Origin of the sequence: Loktanella atrilutea (assembly GCF_900128995.1) — a bacterium.
Lineage (GTDB): Bacteria > Pseudomonadota > Alphaproteobacteria > Rhodobacterales > Rhodobacteraceae > Loktanella > Loktanella atrilutea.
The window spans coordinates 225566-247155 of sequence record NZ_FQUE01000002.1 but is presented as its reverse complement, the minus strand read 5'-3'; the positions used below and the strand labels follow the sequence as shown (position 1 = coordinate 247155).

Annotated in this window: 23 protein-coding genes and 2 tRNA genes; 22 read left to right on the top strand and 3 right to left on the bottom strand. The window is 65.5% G+C overall.

Features of this window, described 5'->3' with window-relative positions; translation table 11 throughout:
• Positions 1 to 825, bottom strand: a complete 825-nt coding sequence (gene ku, locus BUA54_RS06425) for a non-homologous end joining protein Ku (protein WP_072856667.1) — start codon at positions 823 to 825, stop codon at positions 1 to 3.
• Positions 826 to 1001: 176 nt separating this feature from the next.
• On the opposite strand from ku, the gene BUA54_RS06420 reads away from it, so the two are divergent.
• The 10 genes from BUA54_RS06420 (at position 1002) to BUA54_RS06375 (ending at position 11941) form a co-directional block, all read left to right on the top strand.
• Positions 1002 to 1739 (top strand): Crp/Fnr family transcriptional regulator, encoded by a 738-nt coding sequence (locus tag BUA54_RS06420; protein ID WP_072856403.1) that lies wholly within the window; start codon positions 1002 to 1004, stop codon positions 1737 to 1739.
• 185 nt (positions 1740 to 1924) lie between these two features.
• On the top strand, positions 1925 to 3376 hold the full coding sequence (locus tag BUA54_RS06415; RefSeq protein WP_072856402.1) for a glycosyltransferase family 2 protein: 1452 nt from the start codon (positions 1925 to 1927) through the stop codon (positions 3374 to 3376).
• Between the two features lie 2 nt (positions 3377 to 3378).
• Complete coding sequence (locus BUA54_RS06410) at positions 3379 to 4335, top strand: glycosyltransferase (RefSeq protein WP_072856401.1); 957 nt, start codon at positions 3379 to 3381, stop codon at positions 4333 to 4335.
• Positions 4332 to 5360, top strand: coding sequence for a glycosyltransferase family 4 protein (locus tag BUA54_RS06405; RefSeq protein ID WP_072856400.1), 1029 nt, complete (start codon positions 4332 to 4334; stop codon positions 5358 to 5360). The genes BUA54_RS06410 and BUA54_RS06405 overlap by 4 nt, the downstream gene beginning before the upstream one ends.
• Positions 5361 to 6461, top strand: a complete 1101-nt coding sequence (locus BUA54_RS06400; RefSeq protein ID WP_084114172.1) for an acyl-CoA dehydrogenase family protein — start codon at positions 5361 to 5363, stop codon at positions 6459 to 6461.
• Positions 6446 to 7162 carry a PIG-L deacetylase family protein gene (locus BUA54_RS06395; RefSeq protein WP_245810586.1) on the top strand — a complete coding sequence of 239 codons (717 nt, stop codon included), beginning with the start codon at positions 6446 to 6448 and terminating at the stop codon, positions 7160 to 7162. The genes BUA54_RS06400 and BUA54_RS06395 overlap by 16 nt, the downstream gene beginning before the upstream one ends.
• Entirely contained in the window at positions 7162 to 7719 is a 558-nt protein-coding gene (locus tag BUA54_RS06390; RefSeq protein WP_072856399.1) for an SAM-dependent methyltransferase, read from the top strand. The genes BUA54_RS06395 and BUA54_RS06390 overlap by 1 nt, the downstream gene beginning before the upstream one ends.
• A complete protein-coding gene (locus BUA54_RS06385) occupies positions 7716 to 8660 on the top strand; it encodes a glycosyltransferase family 2 protein (RefSeq protein ID WP_072856398.1) in 945 nt (314 codons plus the stop codon). Before BUA54_RS06390 ends, BUA54_RS06385 begins: the two co-directional genes overlap by 4 nt.
• Before the next feature lie 126 nt (positions 8661 to 8786).
• On the top strand, positions 8787 to 9377 hold the full coding sequence (locus tag BUA54_RS06380; protein ID WP_072856397.1) for a biliverdin-producing heme oxygenase: 591 nt from the start codon (positions 8787 to 8789) through the stop codon (positions 9375 to 9377).
• A complete protein-coding gene (locus BUA54_RS06375; RefSeq protein ID WP_072856396.1) occupies positions 9374 to 11941 on the top strand; it encodes an HWE histidine kinase domain-containing protein in 2568 nt (855 codons plus the stop codon). The genes BUA54_RS06380 and BUA54_RS06375 overlap by 4 nt, the downstream gene beginning before the upstream one ends.
• Before the next feature lie 302 nt (positions 11942 to 12243).
• Here the strand turns inward: BUA54_RS06375 and BUA54_RS06370 are convergent.
• Positions 12244 to 12318 (bottom strand) — tRNA-Thr (locus BUA54_RS06370).
• 83 nt (positions 12319 to 12401) lie between these two features.
• Here BUA54_RS06370 and BUA54_RS21190 point away from each other — a divergent pair.
• The 6 genes from BUA54_RS21190 to BUA54_RS06345 all read left to right on the top strand — a co-directional run bounded on the left by BUA54_RS21190 (position 12402) and on the right by BUA54_RS06345 (position 16741).
• Entirely contained in the window at positions 12402 to 12548 is a 147-nt protein-coding gene (locus BUA54_RS21190; protein ID WP_178352714.1) for a hypothetical protein, read from the top strand.
• Positions 12549 to 12657: 109 nt separating this feature from the next.
• Complete coding sequence (gene murA / locus BUA54_RS06365; protein ID WP_072856395.1) at positions 12658 to 13926, top strand: UDP-N-acetylglucosamine 1-carboxyvinyltransferase; 1269 nt, start codon at positions 12658 to 12660, stop codon at positions 13924 to 13926.
• On the top strand, positions 13923 to 14399 hold the full coding sequence (locus BUA54_RS06360; protein ID WP_072856394.1) for a DUF2948 family protein: 477 nt from the start codon (positions 13923 to 13925) through the stop codon (positions 14397 to 14399). Before murA ends, BUA54_RS06360 begins: the two co-directional genes overlap by 4 nt.
• 89 nt (positions 14400 to 14488) lie before the next feature.
• On the top strand, positions 14489 to 15793 hold the full coding sequence (gene hisD / locus BUA54_RS06355) for a histidinol dehydrogenase (protein WP_072856393.1): 1305 nt from the start codon (positions 14489 to 14491) through the stop codon (positions 15791 to 15793).
• A complete protein-coding gene (locus tag BUA54_RS06350; protein WP_072856392.1) occupies positions 15790 to 16269 on the top strand; it encodes a UPF0262 family protein in 480 nt (159 codons plus the stop codon). The genes hisD and BUA54_RS06350 overlap by 4 nt, the downstream gene beginning before the upstream one ends.
• Positions 16262 to 16741 (top strand): arsenate-mycothiol transferase ArsC, encoded by a 480-nt coding sequence (locus BUA54_RS06345; protein ID WP_072856391.1) that lies wholly within the window; start codon positions 16262 to 16264, stop codon positions 16739 to 16741. Before BUA54_RS06350 ends, BUA54_RS06345 begins: the two co-directional genes overlap by 8 nt.
• A gap of 71 nt (positions 16742 to 16812) precedes the next feature.
• Here BUA54_RS06345 and BUA54_RS06340 read toward each other — a convergent pair whose 3' ends face one another.
• Positions 16813 to 18351 (bottom strand): PRC-barrel domain-containing protein, encoded by a 1539-nt coding sequence (locus BUA54_RS06340; protein WP_072856390.1) that lies wholly within the window; start codon positions 18349 to 18351, stop codon positions 16813 to 16815.
• A 249-nt stretch (positions 18352 to 18600) separates the two neighbouring features.
• Between BUA54_RS06340 and infA the strand changes: the two genes are divergently transcribed.
• The 6 genes from infA (at position 18601) to BUA54_RS21870 (ending at position 21202) form a co-directional block, all read left to right on the top strand.
• On the top strand, positions 18601 to 18819 hold the full coding sequence (infA, locus tag BUA54_RS06335; protein WP_056038395.1) for a translation initiation factor IF-1: 219 nt from the start codon (positions 18601 to 18603) through the stop codon (positions 18817 to 18819).
• An 89-nt stretch (positions 18820 to 18908) separates the two neighbouring features.
• The gene (locus tag BUA54_RS06330; RefSeq protein WP_072856664.1) at positions 18909 to 19499 is read left to right on the top strand and encodes a Maf family protein; all 591 of its coding nucleotides are present in this window, start codon (positions 18909 to 18911) and stop codon (positions 19497 to 19499) included.
• On the top strand, positions 19496 to 20527 hold the full coding sequence (locus tag BUA54_RS06325; RefSeq protein WP_072856389.1) for a ribonuclease E/G: 1032 nt from the start codon (positions 19496 to 19498) through the stop codon (positions 20525 to 20527). Before BUA54_RS06330 ends, BUA54_RS06325 begins: the two co-directional genes overlap by 4 nt.
• Positions 20524 to 20697, top strand: a complete 174-nt coding sequence (locus BUA54_RS06320; RefSeq protein ID WP_072856388.1) for a DNA gyrase inhibitor YacG — start codon at positions 20524 to 20526, stop codon at positions 20695 to 20697. The genes BUA54_RS06325 and BUA54_RS06320 overlap by 4 nt, the downstream gene beginning before the upstream one ends.
• A 77-nt stretch (positions 20698 to 20774) precedes the next feature.
• Positions 20775 to 20849: transfer RNA gene (locus BUA54_RS06315), tRNA-Phe, on the top strand.
• A gap of 74 nt (positions 20850 to 20923) precedes the next feature.
• The gene (locus BUA54_RS21870) at positions 20924 to 21202 is read left to right on the top strand and encodes a DUF6538 domain-containing protein (RefSeq protein ID WP_425434953.1); all 279 of its coding nucleotides are present in this window, start codon (positions 20924 to 20926) and stop codon (positions 21200 to 21202) included.
• Positions 21203 to 21590 lie beyond the last annotated feature (388 nt).

Below are 21590 nucleotides of genomic sequence, written 5' to 3'. Positions count from 1 at the left end.
TCAGGAGGCCTTCTTGCGCCCGCCCTTCGCAGGCGTCTTCGTGCCCTTCAGGCTCTGCTTCAACGCCGCCATCAGATCGACGACATTTTCCCCTTGAGACGCATCGTCCTCGGCGGCCGCGACGTGCTTCGTCTTGCGGTTCTTCCGCTTGGCCTCGATCAGGTCATGCAGGGCCTTGGAATAGTGGTCGGTAAAGGCTGCCGCATCGAAAGGCCCGGATTTGCGGTCGATCAGGGCCGTCGCGACCTCCAGCAGGTCCTTGTCTGACGTCTCGTCTGCGATGTCATTGAACAGGGGGTCGGCGTTCCGCAACTCGTCGGCGTAGTGCAACGTTTCCATCAAAAGGCCGTCGCCACACGGTTTTACGGCCCCAAGGTATTCCTTGCCGCGCATGGTGAACTGGCCCAGCCCGACCTTGCCGGCCGTGCGCAACGCATCGCGGATGACCCGATAGGCGTCCTGCGCCAGGTCGTCCGTCGGAACGATGTAATAGGGCTTGTCGAAGTAGAGTGGCGAAATTTCGCAGGCGTCGACGAACTGCACCAACTCGAAGGTCTTCTTGGTTTCAAGGCGGATCGCGTCAAGCTCCTCGGGGTCGATCAGCATGTAGTTATCGTCGCCCGTCTCGTAGCCCTTCACGATGTCCTTGGTATCGATTGGCCCGATCCCGGCGACGGTCTTCTGATATTTCACGGGCTTCCCGCTCGGCTCGTGAATCTGCCGGAACGAGATCGAAGATGACGATTTTGTCGCCGAATGGATCTCGACCGGGATCGAGACGAGCGACAACCGCAATTGCCCCTTCCAAAGTGCACGCGATGCCATCAGGATCCCCTTCGACCAGTCATCTGATCGAACGCTGTCGGGGGCAAAGGGTTCCGCAAACTGTATCGACAGGTTGGTGCCAAAGCAGATGACGCTGGTCATCCATATCCCATTCACGCTAGCGTGAACTTCCGGCTGATAAGCCAGCGAATGTCGTGTCCGGTCAGGAAGGTTCCATGGACGATCAATCAAGCTGTCTCGTGACGAAACTGTCGCATTACATCACCTTGGACGAGACCCACCGGGAACAGCTTGCAAGCCTCGAAAAGGCGGAGCGGGACTTCGAGGAAGGCGTCGAGATCTATCAGAACGGCGATGCGGCAAGGGACCTTTACGTGGTCAAGCGCGGCTGGCTGTTCAGCTATACCGATCTTCCGGACGGCCGTCGGCAGATCGTCAAGATACATCATCCCGGCGACATCATCGGCTTTCCCGACGTCGCCCTCAAACACATGACAACGACCTTGCGAACGTCAGAGGCCGTCACGCTCTGTCCGTTTCCAAAGTCTTCGCTGGACGTCATTCTGCGCGAATCGCCTCGCCTGTCGGCGCTGCTGCTGTCGATCGGGCTGCGCGATCAGGTCGTCTTCATCGATCTGCTGCGCGCGATGGGACGCATGAAGGCGCAGGAGCGGGTGGCCTACATGGTGCTGGACCTGATCGCGCGCCTGCGCATCACGAACCGCCGGATGACAGACACGATCCGCCTGCCGCTGACGCAAAGCCAGATCGGCGATTACCTGGGTCTGACGAACGTCTACATCAGTCGCACCCTCATCAAGATGGAAGAGGACGGCTATATCCAGCGGATCGGGGATCGCCTGCGGATACTGCGGGAAGACGACCTGGCGGACATGACCGACTTCAATAATCGCTACGCCGACATGGATACCTCCTGGTTTCCGGAAAACTGACTCCCCCTCCGTCAATGCAGTTTGAAGCGTCCTTCCTCCTCTCGTGACAACCTGTGCCGTGCGCGCGGTGAGGGGCCGGCGGCGACCTCGGGGGAACTCGTGACCCGCACCGGCGTTATCTAGCTAGGCGTGAACCATTTTGTTTTCGAAGCCTCGAAAACCCATGCCCTGTGTGGAGACACGTCATGTTCGTCCTGCCGATCTTTCTGGCGGTCATCTGTCTGTGCGTCCTCGTCCTGCCCGGCCTTGTCGCGGCGCTTTGCGCAGCATTAATCTTCCTCCAGGTTGCGGGGCTGGTCATGCGGTATTGGGCGAACGGTCAGGATCTGCGCGTGCCGCTGCGGCCGATCCCGCAGGCAACGCCAGTCTTTTCGGTCCACGTCGCGACGCACAACGAACCCCCGTCGCTGGTGATTGCAACCGTTCGCGCGCTTGCGCGGCAGGACTGGCCGGCCTCCGCGGTCGAGATTGTCGTGATCGATAACAACACCGAGGATTCGGCCGTCTGGCAGCCGGTGCGCGATGAATGTGACCGGCTTGGCGACCGGGTCCGCTTCCTGCATCGGACCGGCGTGGCGGGCGCCAAGGCCGGCGCCCTGAACATCGCTTTGGACCATACCCGCACCGACGCGACCCATGTGGTGACCGTGGATGCCGATTATGCCGTCGATCCGGACTTTCTGACCAGTGCCGCCGCGGCACTGTCCCTGACCGGCGCCGACTACGTGCAATTCCCTCAGGCCTATGCCGGCTGCGCCGGCGTGGCCGATGGCGTCGATGCGGAACTCGCGGAATATTTCCAAGGAAGCGCGCAAATGGCCGACGTGGCAGAGGCCGTGCTGCTGACCGGCACGCTCTGCGTCATCTCGGTGCCCGCCCTGCGGGCGGTCGGCGGCTGGTCGGGCCGCACCGTCACGGAGGATGCGGACCTTGGCGTGCGGCTTTGCCGGGCCGGTTTCACCGGTCGTTTCATCAATCAGATCGTCGGGCGCGGCCTTCTGCCGTTCTCCCTGCGCGGGCTGGAGCGTCAGCGCCACCGTTGGGCCAGCGGCAATCTGCAAACGCTGATTGCCCATGCCGCTGCACTCCTGCCGTGGCGTGTCGGCATGACCGTCCGTCAGCGTGCCGCGATCCTCTCACAACTGACCGCTTGGCTGACCCTGTCCCTGCTTCCCGTCACCGCGCTGCTCTGCAGTCTGGCGACCGGCGGTGGCGGAGAGACGCTGATCCAGCTGGCGAGCCTTTCCGTATGGCTTACGGTGTTCGACATTGTCCTGCGGCTTCTGGGGCAGGGGCGGCCCGAACCTATGCCCGGACGGATCCGCTTCGCCGCCATCTGTCATCGCGCCGCCCTTGCGCCTGTCGCGGCCTGTGCGACCGTCAGCGCCGTGTGTGGCCGACCGCTTGCCTTTGCCGTCACCGACAAGGCCGGCGTGGCGCGACCGACGGGCGCTTCGGGTGCGAGCCTCATCCTCTTCGCCACCGCCGGGGCCGCCGTGCCGCTGACCCTGACCCACAGCGTGCTGGTGACCGGAGCCGTGCTCGCGCTTCTGGTCCCGCTGCCTGCGGGACTGGCATTGGCTCGGGTGCTGGACCGCTACCGACGCCACGTCACCATGCAACCGATCGGAGCCTGACCATGACCGACCTGTCCGTCGACATCATCATCCCGACCCACAACCGCGCTCACATGATCGACACCGCCGTCCGCGCCGCACTCGACCAGTCGTGGTGGAATACCCGCGTCACCGTCATCGATGACGGCAGCACCGACGATACGCAGGGGCGTCTGGCCCGGCATTTCGATGATCCGCGCTTCACCTACATCCGGCTCGCGCACAACGTCGGCACGGCGCTGGCCAAGAATGCGGGCCTTCTGCTGACGGACGGGGATGCAGTGACGTTCCACGATTCCGACGACATCCCGCATCGCGACAAGGTCCTGCATCAGGCGCGCATCCTGTCCCAGCCCGCCATCGGGGCGCATGAGTGCCTGAACTGGCGCATGGTCGGGCAAGAGCCCGGCAGCATCCTGCAGGTCGGTGCCGCGCTGGTGCAGCACGAGCTGGTCCTGCCGGACGGGCGACGCGTCCCGATCCGCCGCGACCTGTCGCTTTTCGACGACGTGTTCCCGAACATGCAGATGGGCGGGCAGGTGCCGGGAGAGTGGACGCACATCAACTCCGGCCTGTTCCGGCAGGAACTGCTGGCCCGCAACGGCGGCTTCGCGCCCTGCATCGAAGAGGATCGCGAATTCCGCAACCGGCTGATGTTCAATGGAGAAATCATCTGGATCGTGCAGGAACTGCTACTGACCAAGATAGAGACGCCAGACAGCCTCACTCAGTCGCAGGACACGGACTATGACAGCGCACGGCGCAAGGCCGACCGCGCGATGGTCTGGGACAAGGTGCGCCAGTGGCGGACCGAAGGCCGCGTCGATCCGGTTCCGATCGACATGCCCGACCTTGCGCTTGCCTTCGTCAGCAACCCCGCGCACCTGCGCCGGCGCGACCTGCCGATGACCGACGCGACCCGTGCCGCCGTCGCGCGCTGCCTGCACGTCGATGTCACACGTCCGGTGGCCGCCGAATGATGGCGGCAGTCCCGGATATCGCCGTCGTCGACCCCTGCTGCGCCCGCGGCTACACCCCCGCGACCCTGCTGGCCGGCGGGCTTGGCGGGACAGAGGCCACGGTCTTGCGCGTGATGACCGTGCTGTCGCGCGACATGGCGATCACCCACTACCAGCGCGGACGCACTGAACGGGACGCGACCAAGGCAGGCGTGATGCGACCGCTCGCTGACGTCTTCACAGCCGACGCCACCCCGACGCTGATCGTCATCAATGCGTGGAAGGTCGCCTGCAAATTGCGAAAGACCCAGCCGGCGGCGCGCATCGTTCTCTGGCTGCACAACCATCCGGGTCGCCACAACCGCCCCATGGCGCGGGCGCTGACAGAGGCAGGCGTGGAAGTCATCTGCGTCTCCGCCAGCCACGCCAGGTCGCTGCGCCGTTTCCTGTCGGCTGGGCCGGGGTTGTCCATCGATCATATTCACAATCCCATTGCGCCGGGGCTACGGCCCGACGGCACGCGCCATGACCCCGACCGCCTGCTCTTTGCCAGTTCGCCGCACAAGGGACTGGCGCAGGTCTTCGCCCGCTTCCGCACGGCGCGCGACGCCATCCCGACCCTGACCCTCGCCGTCGCCGATCCCGGGTATCTTGCGTGGGACACCGGACCGGTGCCCGACGGCGTAACCTTCCTCGGGCCGTTGCCGCATACGGAACTGATTGCGCAGATGCGCCGATCGCTCTGCCTGTTCTATCCACAGACCACCTTTGCAGAGACCTTCGGCCTCGTCATGGCAGAGGCGCAGTCTGTTGGCCTGCCGGTGCTGGCGCACGACCGCCTCGGCGCCAACGCCGAAGTGGTCGCGACGCCCGGGCAGTTGCTGGATGCTGCGGACGATACGGCAATTCTGGCGCGACTTCTGGCGTGGCGCAGTCAACGCCCGGAGGTCTGCGGCAATCCCGACTTCACGCTGGATGCCGTCTGCCGTCGCTGGCGTGATCGACTGATGTCGCGCGCTGCCCGCAACATGGAAAGGGTCGCCTGAATGCTGATCGAGAGAGATCCCCGTCCCGGTTCCGCCGACGCCGCCCCCACCTCGCCGGATCCGACGACCCGTCTGGCCCGGACCCTCGCCGCCTCCGCCGCGGCGGAGGAGGCGGGGACGACCGCCATCGCCGGATCCCTGCGCCATCTGCGCGATGCCGGTTGGCTGGACGACGACGGCACCGCGGATCCCGTCCTGACCGCGCGCCGTCTGCAACGCGTCGGCGCGGCGAACCTGCCCGTCGGCCGGCTGTGGGAAGGGCACATGAACGCCCTCTACCTCGCCAACGTCCATGGCGACAGTCAGGCCGATGCGCGCGTGCGCGCGCTCGTCGCCGACGGCGCGATCCTCGGCGTCTGGGGTGCCGACGGGCCAGAGCCGGTCGCACCCGGGCCCCATGATATGCTGATGGGGCACAAGCTTTTTGCCTCTGGCCTCGGCACTGTCACCCATGCGGTCATCACCGTCTCTTCCGGGCCTCGCGTGCGGCTGGCGCTGGTCGCGGTGAACGACACCGCGCGTGCAGACGCAAACGCCTGGCAGATGTCGGGCATGCGCTCCACGGACTCGGGGCGCTACGACTTCGACGGCACCCCCTTGCGCGACGTGATCTGGCTTGGCGGGGCAGGGGACTACGTGACGGAGCCGCATTTCGTCGGCGGCGTTTGGCGTATCGCCGCCCTGCAGGTCGGTGCCGCCCTTGGCCTGCTGGAGTCTGCCGCCGCCCATCTGCGAGCCCGCGACCGGCTGGCGGCCGCGGCACAGATGGCGCGCCTGTCCTCCGCGACGATCGGCGCAATGGCTGCCTCCGCTCTCGTGACCCGTGCGGCCCAGGCAGCGTTGCCTTCTGCGCCAGATGCGGCGCGACGCGCGCCGATCCTGTCCGCCGCCGCGCGGTTGGCGACGGAAGAGGTCGCCCTCGATGCAATCCGTGCCGTGGAACAATCCGTCGGGCTCGCGCATTTCGCGGACGATTCCGCCACCGGACGCAAGGCGCGCGACCTGTCGGTCTACCTGCGGCAAGCGGCACGCGACGCTTTCCAGACCCGCGTGGGCGAGGCCTGTTTCAACGAGGAGGATACCCTGTGGGACTACATCTGACCACGCATCTGCCGCGGGTTTCTGCTGAAAGCCTGACCGGTGGCGCACCGATCGTCGTTCTTGCCCCGCACCCGGACGACGAAAGTCTTGGCTGCGGCGCGCTGCTGGCCCACGCCTTCGACACGCATGGCGCCCATGTCGTCTGCATGACCGACGGCAGCGGATCGCATCCCGGTTCCACCGATTGGCCCGCCGAACGGCTGGCCGCCATGCGCTGGCAGGAATTGTCGCACGCCATCGTGCGTCTGGGCGGAATGCCGACGGACATGACATGGCTGGGACATCCCGACGGTTGGCTTGGAACGCAGGATACGGACCGGATCGTAGCCGATATCGTGGCGATCTGTCGGGGCTGCGGCGCGCGGCACCTCTTCGCCCCGGCGCCAGAGGATCACCACGAGGATCACCGCTCCACCGCGCGGATCGCGCGGCGCGTGGCGCAGGCGATGCCGGACCTTGCGCTCTTCAGCTATCCGGTATGGAGCCGTTGGGACGATCCCGATCTGCTGGACCATGTGGCCGCGCGCCATCCCGTGGCGCTCGACTCGCGTACGTGGCAGGCACGCAAGAGGCTTGCCATCGCGGCGCACCGCACACAGCGCGGACTGGTGATCGAGGATGATCCCAAGGGCTTCAGCCTGCCGCTCGACTTCATCGACGCCTTCGCGAAAGAGCCGGAAATCTTCTGGCGCGCCGCCTGATGTCCTCCGTCCTCGACCATCTGGAAACGCTGTACGCCCGGACCGATGATCCGTGGGATTTCGCAACCAGTCCCTACGAGCAGGACAAGTTCAAGGCGACTCGTGCCGCCCTGAGCAGGGTTCGTTACCGCTTCGGGCTGGAAATCGGCTGCGGAAACGGTGCCCTTGCGCGGCATCTCGCCCCGCTCTGCGACCGCTACACCGGCATCGACGCCATCGCGCGCGCCGTAGAGGCCGCCCGCAGGGCCGTACCGGACGCTCATTTCCAACAGGGGACCTATCCCTGCGACCTGCCGCTAGCCGACGCCGACCTGATGGTGCTGTCTGAGGTTCTTTATTTCCTGACACCAGCAATGATCCGGCAATTGGCAAAGGAGGTGCTGGAGACTGCGCAGGGGGTCGAGGTCGTCTGCGTGACCTATCTCGGCGACACGGCGCAGGCCCTGCAGGGCCTCGACACGCTGGCCATATTCGACAAGGTGGTGCCTCTTTCGCCGGTGGTCGATACGGGCAGATACCGCATCGACCGCGGCATCGTCGGACCCGCCGCAGCGTGACACCCGATTCCCGTGTCAGAACCGTCGTCGTCATCCCCGCCCGTAACGAGGCGGATCGCATTCCCGCCTGCCTTGCGGCGCTGGCGGCTCAATCGGCCTTGGATCTGGCCGTCGTCGTCGTGGCGAACAACTGCATCGACGCGACCGAGGCAGCCGCCCGTGCCGCTGCCACCGCCGCCGGAATGCGGCTGGATGTCGTCAACGTCACGCTCGGCAGCGAAGAGGGGGTGGGCACCGCACGCCGTCTGGGATGCGAGCATGCCCTGCGATCCTGGCCCGCGGCGGATGCCCTGCTGTTCACCGATGCGGACTGCCTGACCGGCGCGGACTGGATCGCCCGCAACCGGCATCATCTGACGCGGGTTGCGGCCGTCTGCGGGCGGGTGAATCCGATGCCCGAAGAACTCTTTGTCCTGAAAGACATGGATATTCCGCTCGCCGAGATGGAAGGGCGGTACGAGGCGCTCGTGACCGCCTTCTACCGGCGTCACAGGCCCGGCCCCCTTGGCCTCGACGGGGAACATGCACACGCGGCGGGTGCCAGCCTTGCGGTACGCAGGGACGCCCTGCAGGCGGTCGGTGGTTTCGCAGATCTGGCAACCGGAGAGGATCGCGATCTGGTCCGGCGCCTGAAGGCCACCGGTCATGCTGTCCTCCACGCCGGCGATGTGACCGTCACCGCATCCTGCCGACTGGACGGTCGTGCCCGCGACGGCATGTCGGCGGCGTTGCGCGCGCGGGCTGACCGGACCGACTACCTGATCGACGATGCGCTGCCACCGGCAGAGCGCCTGATCGCCGCACGCGACAGCGGCCTGCTGGGCCCGTGGCCCCCGCTCGTAACGCCACAGGATCGGCTACGCGCAAGCGATCTGTTGCCGCACATCCGGGCACTCGAAGCGGCACTGGACATGACCTCGACTTGCGGTGTTGCGCATTGAAGGTCGTTGCTTGGGCCTGACGGTTGCACCGTCGCGCGCCGGCCTTGAACCCCGGCCCCCGAGGCGTTATCTCTGCCCTCCATTACCGCATCTCCGGCTGACCCACCGCACGCTCCAGGGACTCCCATGGTAAAATCCTTGGACGACATCAGGTGGTTCCTGCGCGATGCGACGGCGACATCCCATCGCCGCCTCGACACCTGTATGGACAGGCTGGATTTGACTTCTGCCACGGACTACACGGCCTTCCTGATGATCTCTCACCGCGGGATCAGCCAGGTGGAGATCGCTCTCGACGCCTTCGGCATCGGGGCGATCTACCCGAACTGGCCAGCCGCGCGTCGCCTGGACTGTCTGGATGCCGACCTGTCCGCCCTGGGCGAGCGCGCCGCCGGGCCGGTCAGGCAGTGGTTGCCCAAGTCCGTCCCGGAGGCATTGGGCGCCCTCTATGTCCTCGAAGGCTCCCGCCTGGGTGCGCGCATCCTGCTGGGCCGCGCATCGGCCAGCTCCGATCCGCGGGTCAGCCGCAACCTCCGCTACCTCCGGCACGGTCAGGATCAGCCCCTATGGCCCGATTTCCTCGATCTGCTGGAAACCCACGTTACCAGTGAAACGGATTTCATCATGGCAAAAGCCGGTGCACTGACAGCTTTCGACATCTTCCTGGATGCCGCAACCACCTTGATGCCCTGCCAGACCGAAGGATCGTCACAATGACGAATGACAGCATGATCTCTCCGGACGACGATGTCGATCTGACATCCTGCGATCGAGAGCCGATCCACCTGCTGGGTGCCGTGCAATCCTTCGGGTTCCTGATCGCCGTGTCGACGGACTGGATCGTGTCGCGTGTGTCCGAAAACGCCGCCGACACCCTCGGCATCGCGACAGAGACCCTGCTGGGGTCGTCGCTGGACGCCGTGTTCGACCGGGACGTCATCCACAGGCTGCGCGGTCTGTCACAGGGTCTGCGCGGGCCGGACTCGGTAGAGCGTACATTCGGCGTCCCTCTGGTGTCCGGGCAGGGCAACTTTGACATCGCGATGCACCAGTCCGGCCACCTGATCGTCATCGAGGCCGAACCGTCGGAACGTGACGAGACCCGTGCCGCCGCGGCTGTCAAGACGATGATCGGCCGGCTTCAGGCGACCGCCGGCATCGACGGCCTGCTGCGCGAAGCGGCGCGTCAGGTGCGACTGCTGACCGGCTTCGATCGCGTCATGGTCTACCAGTTCGACCGTGACGGCGCCGGCGAGGTCGTCGCCGAAGTCGTCGCCGGCGGACTGGACCGCTATCTCGGCCTGAAATACCCCGCATCCGATATCCCCCGGCAGGCCCGCGCCCTCTACCTGCGCAATGCCCTGCGCCTGATCTGGGATACGACAGAGCCCGGTTCCCGGATCGTCCCGCCACGCGACCCTGCCGGAGCGCCGCTCGACCTGTCGCTCAGCGTATTGCGCGCGGTGTCGCCGATCCATCTTGAATATCTGACGAATATGGGTGTCAGGGCGTCGCTGTCGATCTCGATCATTGTGAACGGCAGGCTCTGGGGTCTCTTCGCCTGTCACCACATGGAACCGCGGCGCATCTCGCTGGAACGCCGCACGGCGGCAGAGCTGTTCGGGCAGGTGTTTTCCTATCTGCTGGAATCGCGCCAGCGCGACGACGCCGAATCCTATCGCGACAAGGCGCAGTTGCTGCACGACGGTCTGATGCGTGCGGTTGCCGCCAATGGTTCCACCGTCGATGCCATCCTCAGCCAGATCGACCAGCTGTCGGACCTCGTGATGGCGGATGGTGTCGGGGTCTGGATCGACGGGCAGGTAGAACTGCACGGCAAAACCCCCAGCATGGAGGAATTCACCAGCCTCGTGCGTCACCTCAATCAGGCCCCCGCCGGCAAGATCTATGCGACAGAGGAGCTTGCTGCCTTTCACCCGCCTGCGGCAGACTACAGCGACCGCGTGGCCGGTGCCCTCGCCATCCCCATCTCGCGGCTGCCGCGCGACTATCTGGTCTTCTTCCGTCGTGAATTCGCGAGGTCCGTCACATGGGCCGGCAATCCGGACAAGCCCGTGTCCGTAGGCCCCAACGGCACGCGGCTGACCCCCCGCAAAAGTTTTGCCGCCTGGCAGGACACGGTGCGGGGCCAGTCCATCCCTTGGAAGAGCACGGAGATCAGCATCGCGGAATCCCTGCGCGTGACGCTGCTCGAGGTCATCCTGCGCATGAAGGACGAAAGCGACCGCGACCGTCAGTCGGCACAGGATCGGCAGGAATTGCTGATCGCGGAACTCAATCATCGGGTCCGCAACATTCTCGGCCTGATCCGCGGCCTCGTTACCCAGTCGCAGTCGCGCGCCGGAACGGTCGAGGATTTCGCCACCGTCATCGGGGGCCGGATTCAGGCCCTCGCACGGGCGCACGATCAGGTCACGACGAACAACTGGGGCCCCGGTTCCCTGTCGGAACTGATCCGGCTGGAGGCGGTGGCCTATCTCAACGATCAGGTGACGCGGATGCGGGCCTCCGGTCCGGCGATCCTGCTCGAACCGCAGGCCTTTTCCACCCTTGCACTCGTGCTGCATGAACTGGTGACGAACGCGGCGAAATACGGCGCCCTGTCGGACACCTCCGGGTATGTGACCATCGACTGGCATCTCGATACACTTGACCGGCTGGTCATCGACTGGCGCGAACATGGCGGTCCGGCCGTGCAGGCACCCAGCCGTCGCGGCTTCGGCACGACGATCATCGAACGCTCCATCCCTTACGAACTGAAGGGCGAGGCGAGGATAACCTACGCGCTGACCGGGGTGCAGGCACGTTTCGTCCTGCCGGCGGCCTCCGTCTCTCTGGGCGCGCCGCCCGCTGTGACTGCCCCCGCTTTAACCGAAGCCGTCCAGCCGCGGACATCCGCCGCCCTCTCGGGGCAGGCGCTGCTGGTCGAGGACAACATGCTCATCGCCCTCGATGCCGAGGACATGCTGATGGAGCTCGGCGCCAGTTCGGTCACCACGTCATCCTCCGCCGCGGACGCCCTGCGCGCGATCGAACGGAACCCGCCGGACTTTGCCCTGCTCGACGTCAATCTGGGTGACGGAACCAGCATTCCGGTGGCGCAGGCGCTCTCGAAACGCAACATCCCCTTCGTTTTCGCGACCGGCTACGGCGAAGGCATCCCGCGTCCCGACGACATCGCCGACGCCCCGGTACTTTCAAAGCCCTACACCCTCGCCTCGCTGCGCGACATCTTCAAGGATCTGTTGACCAACAACTGATCTCTTCAATTCCGACCTGCAATTCAGCGGCAGCGCTCGGGGTATTTTCCTGATCACGGCCAAATAGCCGGTATCGCGATGGGCGAAGCTGGTTCTGACGTCAATTCAGTCCCTTAGATGGAAGTACCTGACAGCATCACGGCCACTGCTTCCGTCGTAGTCAGCATGTCCTCCGAAATCGACATGGCCCGGTCCCGGGTCATTTGTCCGGGCATTCGCAACCATGTGCGTTCCGTCCTTGTGTAACGACAAGAACATTCCAACCCAAAGGTTGCGCTCAACATCTTCGAAACAATGAAGGATGGTGCTGTGAGAGAGGATTGAACTCTCGACCTCACCCTTACCAAGGGTGTGCTCTGCCACTGAGCTACCACAGCATCCGTGGCGGGGAATTAGCGGACCTTTCTGCAGGGCGCAAGCCCTCTCTGGACGGAAATTCCGGCAAATGGTAGGACGCGGGATGACCGAAAAACCAGAAAGCCCCGCCCCCCGCCCGCAGACGGCGGCCGAACTGCGCGAAGCGCGGCTGAAGGCGGCGCTGAAGGCAAACATGGCCAAGCGCAAGGCGCAGGCGAAGGCCCGCAGGGCCGAGGACGCGTCGGACTGACCGCAAGAGCCGCCGGGTCGTCCGGACGATCCGGCGCCTGTGACTGGACGACACCCGGCTGGCGGGGTAACACCCCGACCAACGGGCGCAGCCAGGAAAGTTTCGCATCATGGATTCCATCGTCGTCACGGGGGGCAAGGCCCTGCACGGCCAGATTGCCATCGCCGGGGCCAAGAACGCGGCGCTGGCGCTGATGCCGGCGACCCTCCTGTCCGAAGACCCCCTGACCCTGACCAACGCGCCGCGCCTGTCGGACATCAAGACCATGACCGCCCTGCTGCAGTCGCTGGGGGTCGAGGTGACGTCGATGCAGAACGGCAAGGTGCAGGTCCTGTCGAGCCATGCCATGACCTCGACGACCGCCGACTACGAGATCGTGCGCAAGATGCGGGCCTCGAACCTCGTCCTCGGTCCCCTGCTGGCACGGCACCATCAGGCCGTCGTCTCGCTGCCCGGCGGCTGCGCCATCGGCGCGCGTCCCATGGACATCCACGTCACGGCGCTGGAGGCGATGGGCGCGCAGATCGACCTGCGTGACGGCTACCTGCACGCCAAGGCCCCCGGCGGGCTGAAGGGGGCAAAGGTGCCGCTGCGCTTCGCCTCCGTCGGTGCGACCGAAAACGTGCTGATGGCGGCCACGCTGGCAAAGGGCACGACGGTGATCGAGAACGCCGCCCGCGAGCCGGAAATCGTCGATCTGGCCCATTGCCTGCGTCGCATGGGGGCGCAGATCGAGGGTGAGGGGACTTCGACCATCATCGTGCAGGGGGTTGACCGGCTGGGCGCCGCGACCCACCCCGTCGTGACCGACCGGATCGAGCTGGGCACTTACATGCTGGCCCCGGTGTTCTGCGGCGGCGAGGTGGAATGTCTCGGCGGGCGGATGGACCTTGTCGCTGCCTTCGCCGAAAAACTGGATGCCGCCGGCGTCGACGTGACCGAGACCGACAAGGGTCTGAAGGTAAAGCTGCGGGGCGACCGGCCCCGCGCCGTGGATGTCGTGACCGAACCCTTCCCGGGCTTTCCCACGGACCTGCAGGCGCAGATGATGGCAATGCTGTGCCTGGCCGATGGAACGTCGGTGCTGGAAGAGAAGATCTTCGAGAACCGGTTCATGCACGCGCCCGAGCTGGTGCGCATGGGCGCCCGGATCGACGTCCACGGAGGGCATGCGACGGTGCACGGTGTCGAAACCCTGAAGGGCGCACCGGTGATGGCGACGGACCTGCGCGCCAGCGTCTCGCTCATCCTTGCGGGGCTGGCGGCGGAGGGAGAGACCGTGGTGAACCGGGTCTACCATCTGGATCGCGGTTACGAGCATGTCGAGGACAAGTTGGGCGCCGTCGGCGCGCAGATCGAACGGGTGAGCGGCACATGACCGAAGATGCACGTTTCGAGGACGGGGTCGACAGGCCGCTGGCCCTGATGGCCTGCGATGCGGAGGATCTGCAGGTGATCTCGGCCCTGGCGCAGGATGCGGTATTTCCTGCCTCGGAAATGCGCTGGACCCCGGCGAACCGGCGCTTTGCCATCCTGCTCAATCGGTTCCGCTGGGAAGATGCGCCGAAGGCGCAGGGTCGTCGCGATTTCGAACGGGTGCAGGCGGTGCTGCTGATCGAGGACGTGATGGCGGTGCGGTCGCAAGGTGTGCCCAAGGGCGATGCCGACACGATCCTGTCGCTCCTGGCGCTGGAATTTCGCCCCGGCGAGGATGGTACGGGCGAGGTGGTGATGACACTGGCGGGGGACGGCGTGATTTCCTGCAGCGTCGAGGCGCTGGAGGTGATCCTGCGCGACGTGACGCGGCCCTATGTCGCACCGTCACGTAAGGCCCCGCGACATCCGGACTGATTGCCGGTCCACGAAAAGATTCTATGCCTCCGGCGGGAGTTTATCTGGCCACATGAAGGGCTGACCCGCACCGGCCCGAAGGATACGACATGCCACAGTTTCTGGACGCGCGTGACGCGGATTTCGAAGCAAGGTTCCGCGCGCTCTTGGGCGCCAAGCGCGAGGACAGTCCTGACGTCGACGACGCCGTCGCGGGGATCATCGCCGACGTGCGGGCGCGCGGGGATGCCGCGCTGATCGACCTGACCGCGCGTTTCGACCGTCTGACGCTGACGGCGGATCGCCTGCGCATCTCAACCGCCGACGTCGATGCCGCCTGCGCCGAAGTCGGGGCAGAAGACCGGGCGGCGCTGGAACTGGCGGCGGCACGGATCCGCGCCTATCACGCTCGCCAGATGCCGGAGGACCAGCAGTGGACCGACGAGGCCGGTGCGACGCTGGGGTGGCGCTGGACGCCAGTGGCGGCAGCCGGGCTCTACGTGCCGGGCGGCCTTGCAAACTATCCCTCTTCCGTCCTGATGAACGCGATCCCGGCGAAGGTGGCTGGGGTGGCACGCCTCGCGATGGTCGTGCCCAGTCCCGACGGGGTGCTGAACCCGCTCGTCCTGCTGGCGGCACGGATCGCCGGCGTGGACGAGATCTATCGCGTCGGCGGCGCGCAGGCGATCGCCGCGCTGGCCTACGGAACGGAAACGATCGCGCCGGTGGACAAGATCACCGGGCCCGGCAACGCCTATGTCGCGGCGGCCAAGCGGCGGGTCTTCGGCAAGGTCGGCATCGACATGATCGCTGGCCCGTCGGAAATCCTCGTGATCGCCGACGCCGACAACGATCCGGACTGGATCGCCCTCGACCTGCTGAGCCAGGCCGAACACGACGAGAGTGCCCAGTCGATCCTGATCACCACCGACGCCGCCTTTGGTCGCTCCGTCGCCGATGCGGTGGATGCGCGCCTGCAGACGCTGGAGCGGCGCGCCATCGCAGGCGCCAGCTGGCAGGACTTCGGCGCCGTCATTACGGTGCCCGACCTCGACACCGCCGTCGCCCTGTCGGACCGGATCGCACCCGAACACCTCGAACTCTGCGTGGCGGATGCCGAAGCGTTGAGCGGCCGCATCGCCCACGCGGGCGCGATCTTCATCGGCGGCTGGACGCCGGAGGCGATCGGTGACTACATTGGGGGACCGAACCATGTGCTGCCCACGGCACGGTCGGCCCGCTTTTCCAGTGGATTGTCCGTCATGGATTTCATCAAGCGCACGACACTCGCCCGGATGACACCCGCCGCACTGGCCGCCATCGGCCCCGCCGCGGCGCGGCTGGCACGCTCGGAAAGCCTCGAGGCCCACGGGCTCAGCGTGCAGGCCCGCCTTGACCGGTTGAACCGCGGGTGACGCGCATCGTCCATATCGCGCTCGACGATACCGGGCTTCCCGCACCCTCGCCGGAGATCGAGCAGGAACGCAAGGTCGCGATCTTCGACCTGCTGGAGGATAATACATTCGTTCTGCCGCAGCGTGCCGACCGCGCGGTGCCGCCCGGACCCTACCGGTTGGAACTGTCGATTCGCGAACGCAGGCTGGTTTTCGACATCACCGATGCGGAACTGGGCGATGCGGGGGCCTTTCATCTGTCGCTGGGTCCGTTCCGGCAAGTGGTGAAAGATTATTTCCAGATCTGCGAAAGCTATTTCGACGCGGTCAAGACCATGCCGCCCAGCCAGATCGAAACCATCGATATGGCACGGCGCGGCATCCACAACGAAGGCGCGCGCGTCCTGCAGGAACGGCTGGACGGCAAGGCGGACGTCGATATCGACACCGCGCGTCGCCTCTTCACCCTGATCTGCGTGCTGCATTTTGGTGGATGAGGGGGCAGGTCACGCGGCACCCCTGCCGCAATCCGTCCTGTTTTGCTGCGACCATAATGCCGTGCGTTCGCCCATGGCCGAAGGCATCATGAAAAAGCTCTACGGCACCCGGGCCTACATCCAGTCCGTCGGCGTCAACAACGACATGGAAATCGACGGCTTCGCTGTGGCGGTCTGCGCCGAGATCGGGGTGGAACTGCAACGCCACCGGTCCCGCAGCTTCGATGAGATGGAACAGTGGGGCGACGACCTGTCGTCCTTCGATCTCGTCCTCGCCCTGTCGCCTGCCAGCCAGCGGCGGGCGCTGGACCTGACCCAATTCTACCACCTCGACGTCGAATACTGGCCGGTGCTGGACCCCACCGGCATGGCCGACCAGCGCGAGGCGCGCATGGCGCTCTACCGTCAGACGCGCGACCAGATCATCGCGCGGCTGACGGAACGGTTCGGGCCGCCGGTCACATCGGACTGACTGCTCTATCGGCGCACGCAAAAATGGCCGCCCCGACAGGGGACGGCCATCGTCGTCAGGAAGAGAGAAGATCAACCCTCGTATTCGGGCATGTCCTTCAGCCGGTCTTCGGTCGCGTCGACATAGACCCGCATCTCGCCGTTGCCGTCGGACAAGACAGAGACCATCTCTACAGGCACTTCGATCTTGCGCTCGCCCAGACCGAGGAAGCCGCCGACTTCCACGACCAGACCCTGCACGGCACCTTCGGCCGTTTCGATCACCGTGCCGACGTCACCAACGTCTTCGTCGTTGACGCCATAGACCTTCATGCCTTGCAGCGTGTCTGCCCGCAGATCGGCCAGCGGCACCGCGGTGTAGCCGTCACGCGTCACGACAGGGGCCGTTGCGGTGTCTGCCGCAGCGGTATCCGTCGCCGCGTCTGCGTCGGCTGCGTCACCGGCCTCGGTCGCGGTTTCGCCTTCGGCACTGTCCATGGCCGCGGCACCGTCCTGAGAGATCGGCGCCACGTCGGCGGGCGGCGTGTCAGCCGCTGCCTGATCTTCGGTCTGCGACTCTGCAGCCGCATCCGTCGCTTCCGTGCCCTCAGCGGCAGCTGCGTCGGACTCGGGCGCATCGGCATCGGCCTCAGGGGCCGTGCTGTCGGCTGCGGCGGCCGGCGTGCTGTCGGACGCATCCGCCGATTGTTCGATGGTCACGACGGGATCACCGGTCTGCACCATTTCGATCTGCGGCTCACCCATGGACGTGACCTGCACGTTCGGTTGGGCGGATTCGAAGCTGACGGTCGGTTCGGCGCGGTTGACGGTGGGCGTCTTGGCTTCGCCGTCCTGATAGACGACCTTTGGCTCGACCTCCGGCATGTTCACGGTCGCATCGTCCATCGCCATCGACTCTCCGGCTTCACCGGCTGCATAGGTGCTGCCGCTGGCGCGGTCGGTCACGGTCGTCGACGCGGTTTCGCCCTCGGGCACGCGCTCCAGTTCCAGATCGACCTTCGGCGCGGCCTGCGTCACGGTGACCGTCGGCTTGGCCTGACGCACTTCGACCTGCGGCCGGGCATTCGCGACATCGACGCCGGGCGCCGGCATCGTGATGATGACTTCAGGCGCGGGCTGTTCGATGCGGATCGTCGGTTGCGGCATCTCGACGACCACGTTCGCGGCGGCCTGACGGATGACGATGTTGGCCTGACCTTCGGTCACGGTCACATCGGGCTGTTCGCTCGTCACCGACACCTCGGTGTCGCCACCCGCGATATCCACGTTTGCCGGCTGGCGATCCAAGTAGACCATGCCCTGCACGGTCATCTCGTCCTGCAGCTTGACCGTCAGTTGGTCGGTCTCGGCGAGCGTCTCTTCATCGCTGGCCTGATCGCTCCCCTCCGTCACGGACTTGATGGCCACAAGTTCCACGTCGCAGGCGGCGGGGTCCCCGGCGGCCTGCACATCGGTGATGCGCTGCACGTCACCGGACAGGTTTTCGGGCAGACCGTCGTTCAGCGCGACACCAAGGTCTTCGCAGGCGGCGTCGGACTGGGCGAAAGACGCCGTGGCGATGGGCAGGCACAGGGCCGTTGTCAAAAGCAGGCGTGGGAATTGGCGGGTCATTGAACTCTCCGGTTGGGGTCTGTTGTGCCGGGCCAACGGGCCGGGGGCCGATACCGTTCCGACATCGGTTCACCGATCCGTGATTACTAAACCTGCCTTTGGTTTTCGCCCTTTCCGCCTTTTCTTCTTGTCCTGCCGCCACAAGGCTTTTAAAGGCACGCCTCTTTAGCACTTGAAAATCCGGGCAATCAGGCGCATTTACACGCCGCAGCCGCATCCGACGCGGCACAAATCCAGACAGGAGACCACATGGCCAAGGATGAACTTCTCGAATTCCCGGGCGTCGTGAAGGAACTGCTGCCGAATGCGACATTCCGGGTCGAGTTGGAAAACGGCCATGAGATCATCGCACATACGGCTGGCAAGATGCGCAAGAACCGCATCCGTGTCCTCGCGGGCGACAAGGTGCAGGTCGAGATGACCCCCTACGATCTGACCAAGGGCCGGATCAACTATCGCTTCAAGTAATCAAGGGCGCGGTGTCGCGCCTTTGCGGGCCTGCGGTTTGCATCCGGCAGACCGCGACCGACACCCGGCACGAACATCGGGTGCAGACCATGACTGACAGACCGCAACTGATCCTCGGCTCCGGGTCGCCCCGGCGGCTGGACCTGCTGGCGCAAATTGGCGTTGTGCCGGATGCCATCCTGCCGCCCGACATCGACGAGAGCGTGAGGCCCGCCGAACTGCCGCGCGACTACGTCAAGCGGATCGCGGCCCAGAAGGTCGCTGCGGTGACGGCCACCGACGATGCCATTGTCCTCTGCGCCGATACGACGGTGGCGCTGGGCCGGCGGATCATGGGCAAGCCTGCCAACGAAGACGAGGCGCGGGCCTTTCTCGCGCTGCTGTCCGGACGGCGCCACAAGGTCATCACCGCCGTCACGCTGCGCCGGAACGGCCGCGTCACGGCGCGCGACGTGCAGACCGTCGTGATGATGAAGCGCCTGTCCGACGCGGAAACCGACGGCTACATCGCGTCCGGCGACTGGCGGGGCAAGGCCGGGGGCTATGCCATTCAGGGCCCCGCCGGCGCCTTCATCCCCTGGATCAACGGCAGCTTCACTGCTGTCGTCGGCCTGCCGCTGGCCGAAACCGCAACGCTTCTGACCGCCGCAGGCTATCATATGAACGGAGGTCCCGCATGAAGGGCCGTACCATCATCCTGGACGATCTGAACGGGATCGAGGCCGCCGCCCTGCTGGTGGACGGGCAACTCGACGATCTGCTGATCGACACACCCGATGCACCTCGGCCCGGCGCGATCTTTCGCGGCATCTGCGACCGGCCGCTGAAGGGGCAGGGCGGGATGATGCTGCGTCTGCCAGCGGGCGGCACGGCCTTTCTGCGCAGCGCTAAGGGCCTGCGTCCCGGTCAGCCGATGCTGGTGCAGGTCACCGGCTACGCCGAAGACGGCAAGGCCGTGCCCGTGACAGACCGCGTCCTGTTCAAGAGCCGCTATGCCATCGTCACCCCCGGCAAGCCGGGACTGAACGTCAGCCGCCAGATCACCGACGACGACCAGCGCGACGCGCTGCTGGCGGTGGCCCACGGCGTCTTCGACGACGCGGATGGCATGGGCCTGATCCTGCGGTCCTCATGTGCCCATGCGACAGAGGATGAGATCGCCGAGGACATCGTCGCCATGCAGGACCTTGCCGCGACGGTCATGGCCGAAGCGCAGGGCACCGAACCCGAGGCGCTGACCGAAGGCGACGGCCCCCACGCGCTGGCCTGGCGCGAATGGGTCATCCCGGCCGATGTCGTGACCGAACCCGGTGGGTTCGACCGGCTCGGCGTCATGGATCAGATCGACGATATTTCCCGACCCCGCATCCCCCTGTCCGACGGCACGATGTATGTCGAGGCGACGCGCGCGCTGGTCGCCGTCGATGTGAACACCGGCGGCGATACCTCTCCGGCGGCAGCGCTGAAGGTGAACCTCGCCGCCGCCCGCGTCCTGCCGCGCGCACTGCGCCTGCGCGGCTTCGGCGGGCAGATCGCCGTCGACTTCGCGCCGATGTCCAAGGCGCACCGCAAGCAGGTCGAGCAGTCTCTGCGCGCTGCTTTCAAGGCCGACGCGGTGGAAACCTCGCTGGTCGGCTGGACGACGATGGGGCTGTTCGAGTTGCAGCGCAAGCGCGAGCGTCTGCCGTGGCAGGGTCTGCCGACATGAATTGCCCGATCTGCGATCGCGACACCGACCCGAAATACCGCCCCTTCTGCTCGCGCCGCTGCGCCGATGTGGACCTTGCGAAATGGCTGACCGGGTCCTACGCGATCCCCGCGGCGCCCGAGGAACAGGCCGACGACGGCGACTGGCCCGACCCCGAAAAACCCCACTGATTTCGGCGAAAAGCCTCTGGACACCCCGCCACGCCTGACCTAGAACCCCGCTACCCGATGGCTCACGCCATCCCGGTGCCCGGGTAGCTCAGGGGTAGAGCAGTGGATTGAAAATCCTCGTGTCGGTGGTTCGATTCCGCCCCTGGGCACCATTTATATCTCCAAGCCATTCAGAAGCTTCAGCTAAACGTAATTTAGCCGGAGCCGTAGTACATGCCGGAGCGCAATTCTGCCCCCCCATACCTTCCAGAAGGACGGGATTTACTACTTTCACAGGCGTGTCCCTGCCGTTCTTCGGAAGCACTACACATCGCCTGGGATTTCATATTCTCTGCGGACCCGGTCGAAGTCAGTTGCGGCTTCAAGGGCTGTACGAGCAGCTGGTCAGCTTGATGAATATTGGTTTCATCTGCGGTCACAGGATGCAGAACTACCTGGGAAGCATCTGTTGAAGATGCGGGATCAACATCGATCAGGACGGACCCCGCCACACCATGATGTCTAAGCCGCAAATCTAAGCCTGTCAGAGGCTGTTGAAGTCTACCTACGCCTGAAAGGTACCGGGAAGGGAAAGACCTTCAGCCCAGAGGCACCGTGAAAGATGCCCATCCTGCTTGCAATGCATGGATCGAGTTGTCCTCGTCCTCGACGTCATGCACCGCTTTCGCGGCGGTGATCTCGTCATAAGAGATCACGGTCAATTCGCTGAAGGGTTCTCCACGGGCATTGCCTGGACCGAGGATCAGGTCGCAATGCGCTCCGTTCGCGCGTACGTCGATGATCGCATCGATGTCACAGATCGGGCGACAAATCCCGTGTCGCGAACGCGACAGATTTTCCCGCCAATGGCGGATTACCCTGCGTCAAGCGGTGCATCAAAACGAGCCGCGGAA

Coding starts and splice junctions, on each gene's coding strand:
- infA (WP_056038395.1), top strand. CDS start 18,601: ATGGCCAAGGATGAACTTCTCGAATTCCCGGGCGTCGTGAAGGAACTG.
- BUA54_RS06380 (WP_072856397.1), top strand. CDS start 8,787: ATGGTAAAATCCTTGGACGACATCAGGTGGTTCCTGCGCGATGCGACG.
- BUA54_RS06420 (WP_072856403.1), top strand. CDS start 1,002: ATGGACGATCAATCAAGCTGTCTCGTGACGAAACTGTCGCATTACATC.
- hisD (WP_072856393.1), top strand. CDS start 14,489: ATGCCACAGTTTCTGGACGCGCGTGACGCGGATTTCGAAGCAAGGTTC.
- BUA54_RS06410 (WP_072856401.1), top strand. CDS start 3,379: ATGACCGACCTGTCCGTCGACATCATCATCCCGACCCACAACCGCGCT.
- BUA54_RS06400 (WP_084114172.1), top strand. CDS start 5,361: ATGCTGATCGAGAGAGATCCCCGTCCCGGTTCCGCCGACGCCGCCCCC.
- BUA54_RS06405 (WP_072856400.1), top strand. CDS start 4,332: ATGATGGCGGCAGTCCCGGATATCGCCGTCGTCGACCCCTGCTGCGCC.
- murA (WP_072856395.1), top strand. CDS start 12,658: ATGGATTCCATCGTCGTCACGGGGGGCAAGGCCCTGCACGGCCAGATT.
- BUA54_RS06390 (WP_072856399.1), top strand. CDS start 7,162: ATGTCCTCCGTCCTCGACCATCTGGAAACGCTGTACGCCCGGACCGAT.
- BUA54_RS06325 (WP_072856389.1), top strand. CDS start 19,496: ATGAAGGGCCGTACCATCATCCTGGACGATCTGAACGGGATCGAGGCC.
- BUA54_RS21190 (WP_178352714.1), top strand. CDS start 12,402: ATGACCGAAAAACCAGAAAGCCCCGCCCCCCGCCCGCAGACGGCGGCC.
- BUA54_RS06330 (WP_072856664.1), top strand. CDS start 18,909: ATGACTGACAGACCGCAACTGATCCTCGGCTCCGGGTCGCCCCGGCGG.
- BUA54_RS06320 (WP_072856388.1), top strand. CDS start 20,524: ATGAATTGCCCGATCTGCGATCGCGACACCGACCCGAAATACCGCCCC.
- BUA54_RS06375 (WP_072856396.1), top strand. CDS start 9,374: ATGACGAATGACAGCATGATCTCTCCGGACGACGATGTCGATCTGACA.
- BUA54_RS06340 (WP_072856390.1), bottom strand. CDS start 18,351: ATGACCCGCCAATTCCCACGCCTGCTTTTGACAACGGCCCTGTGCCTG.
- BUA54_RS06360 (WP_072856394.1), top strand. CDS start 13,923: ATGACCGAAGATGCACGTTTCGAGGACGGGGTCGACAGGCCGCTGGCC.
- BUA54_RS06415 (WP_072856402.1), top strand. CDS start 1,925: ATGTTCGTCCTGCCGATCTTTCTGGCGGTCATCTGTCTGTGCGTCCTC.
- ku (WP_072856667.1), bottom strand. CDS start 825: ATGGCATCGCGTGCACTTTGGAAGGGGCAATTGCGGTTGTCGCTCGTC.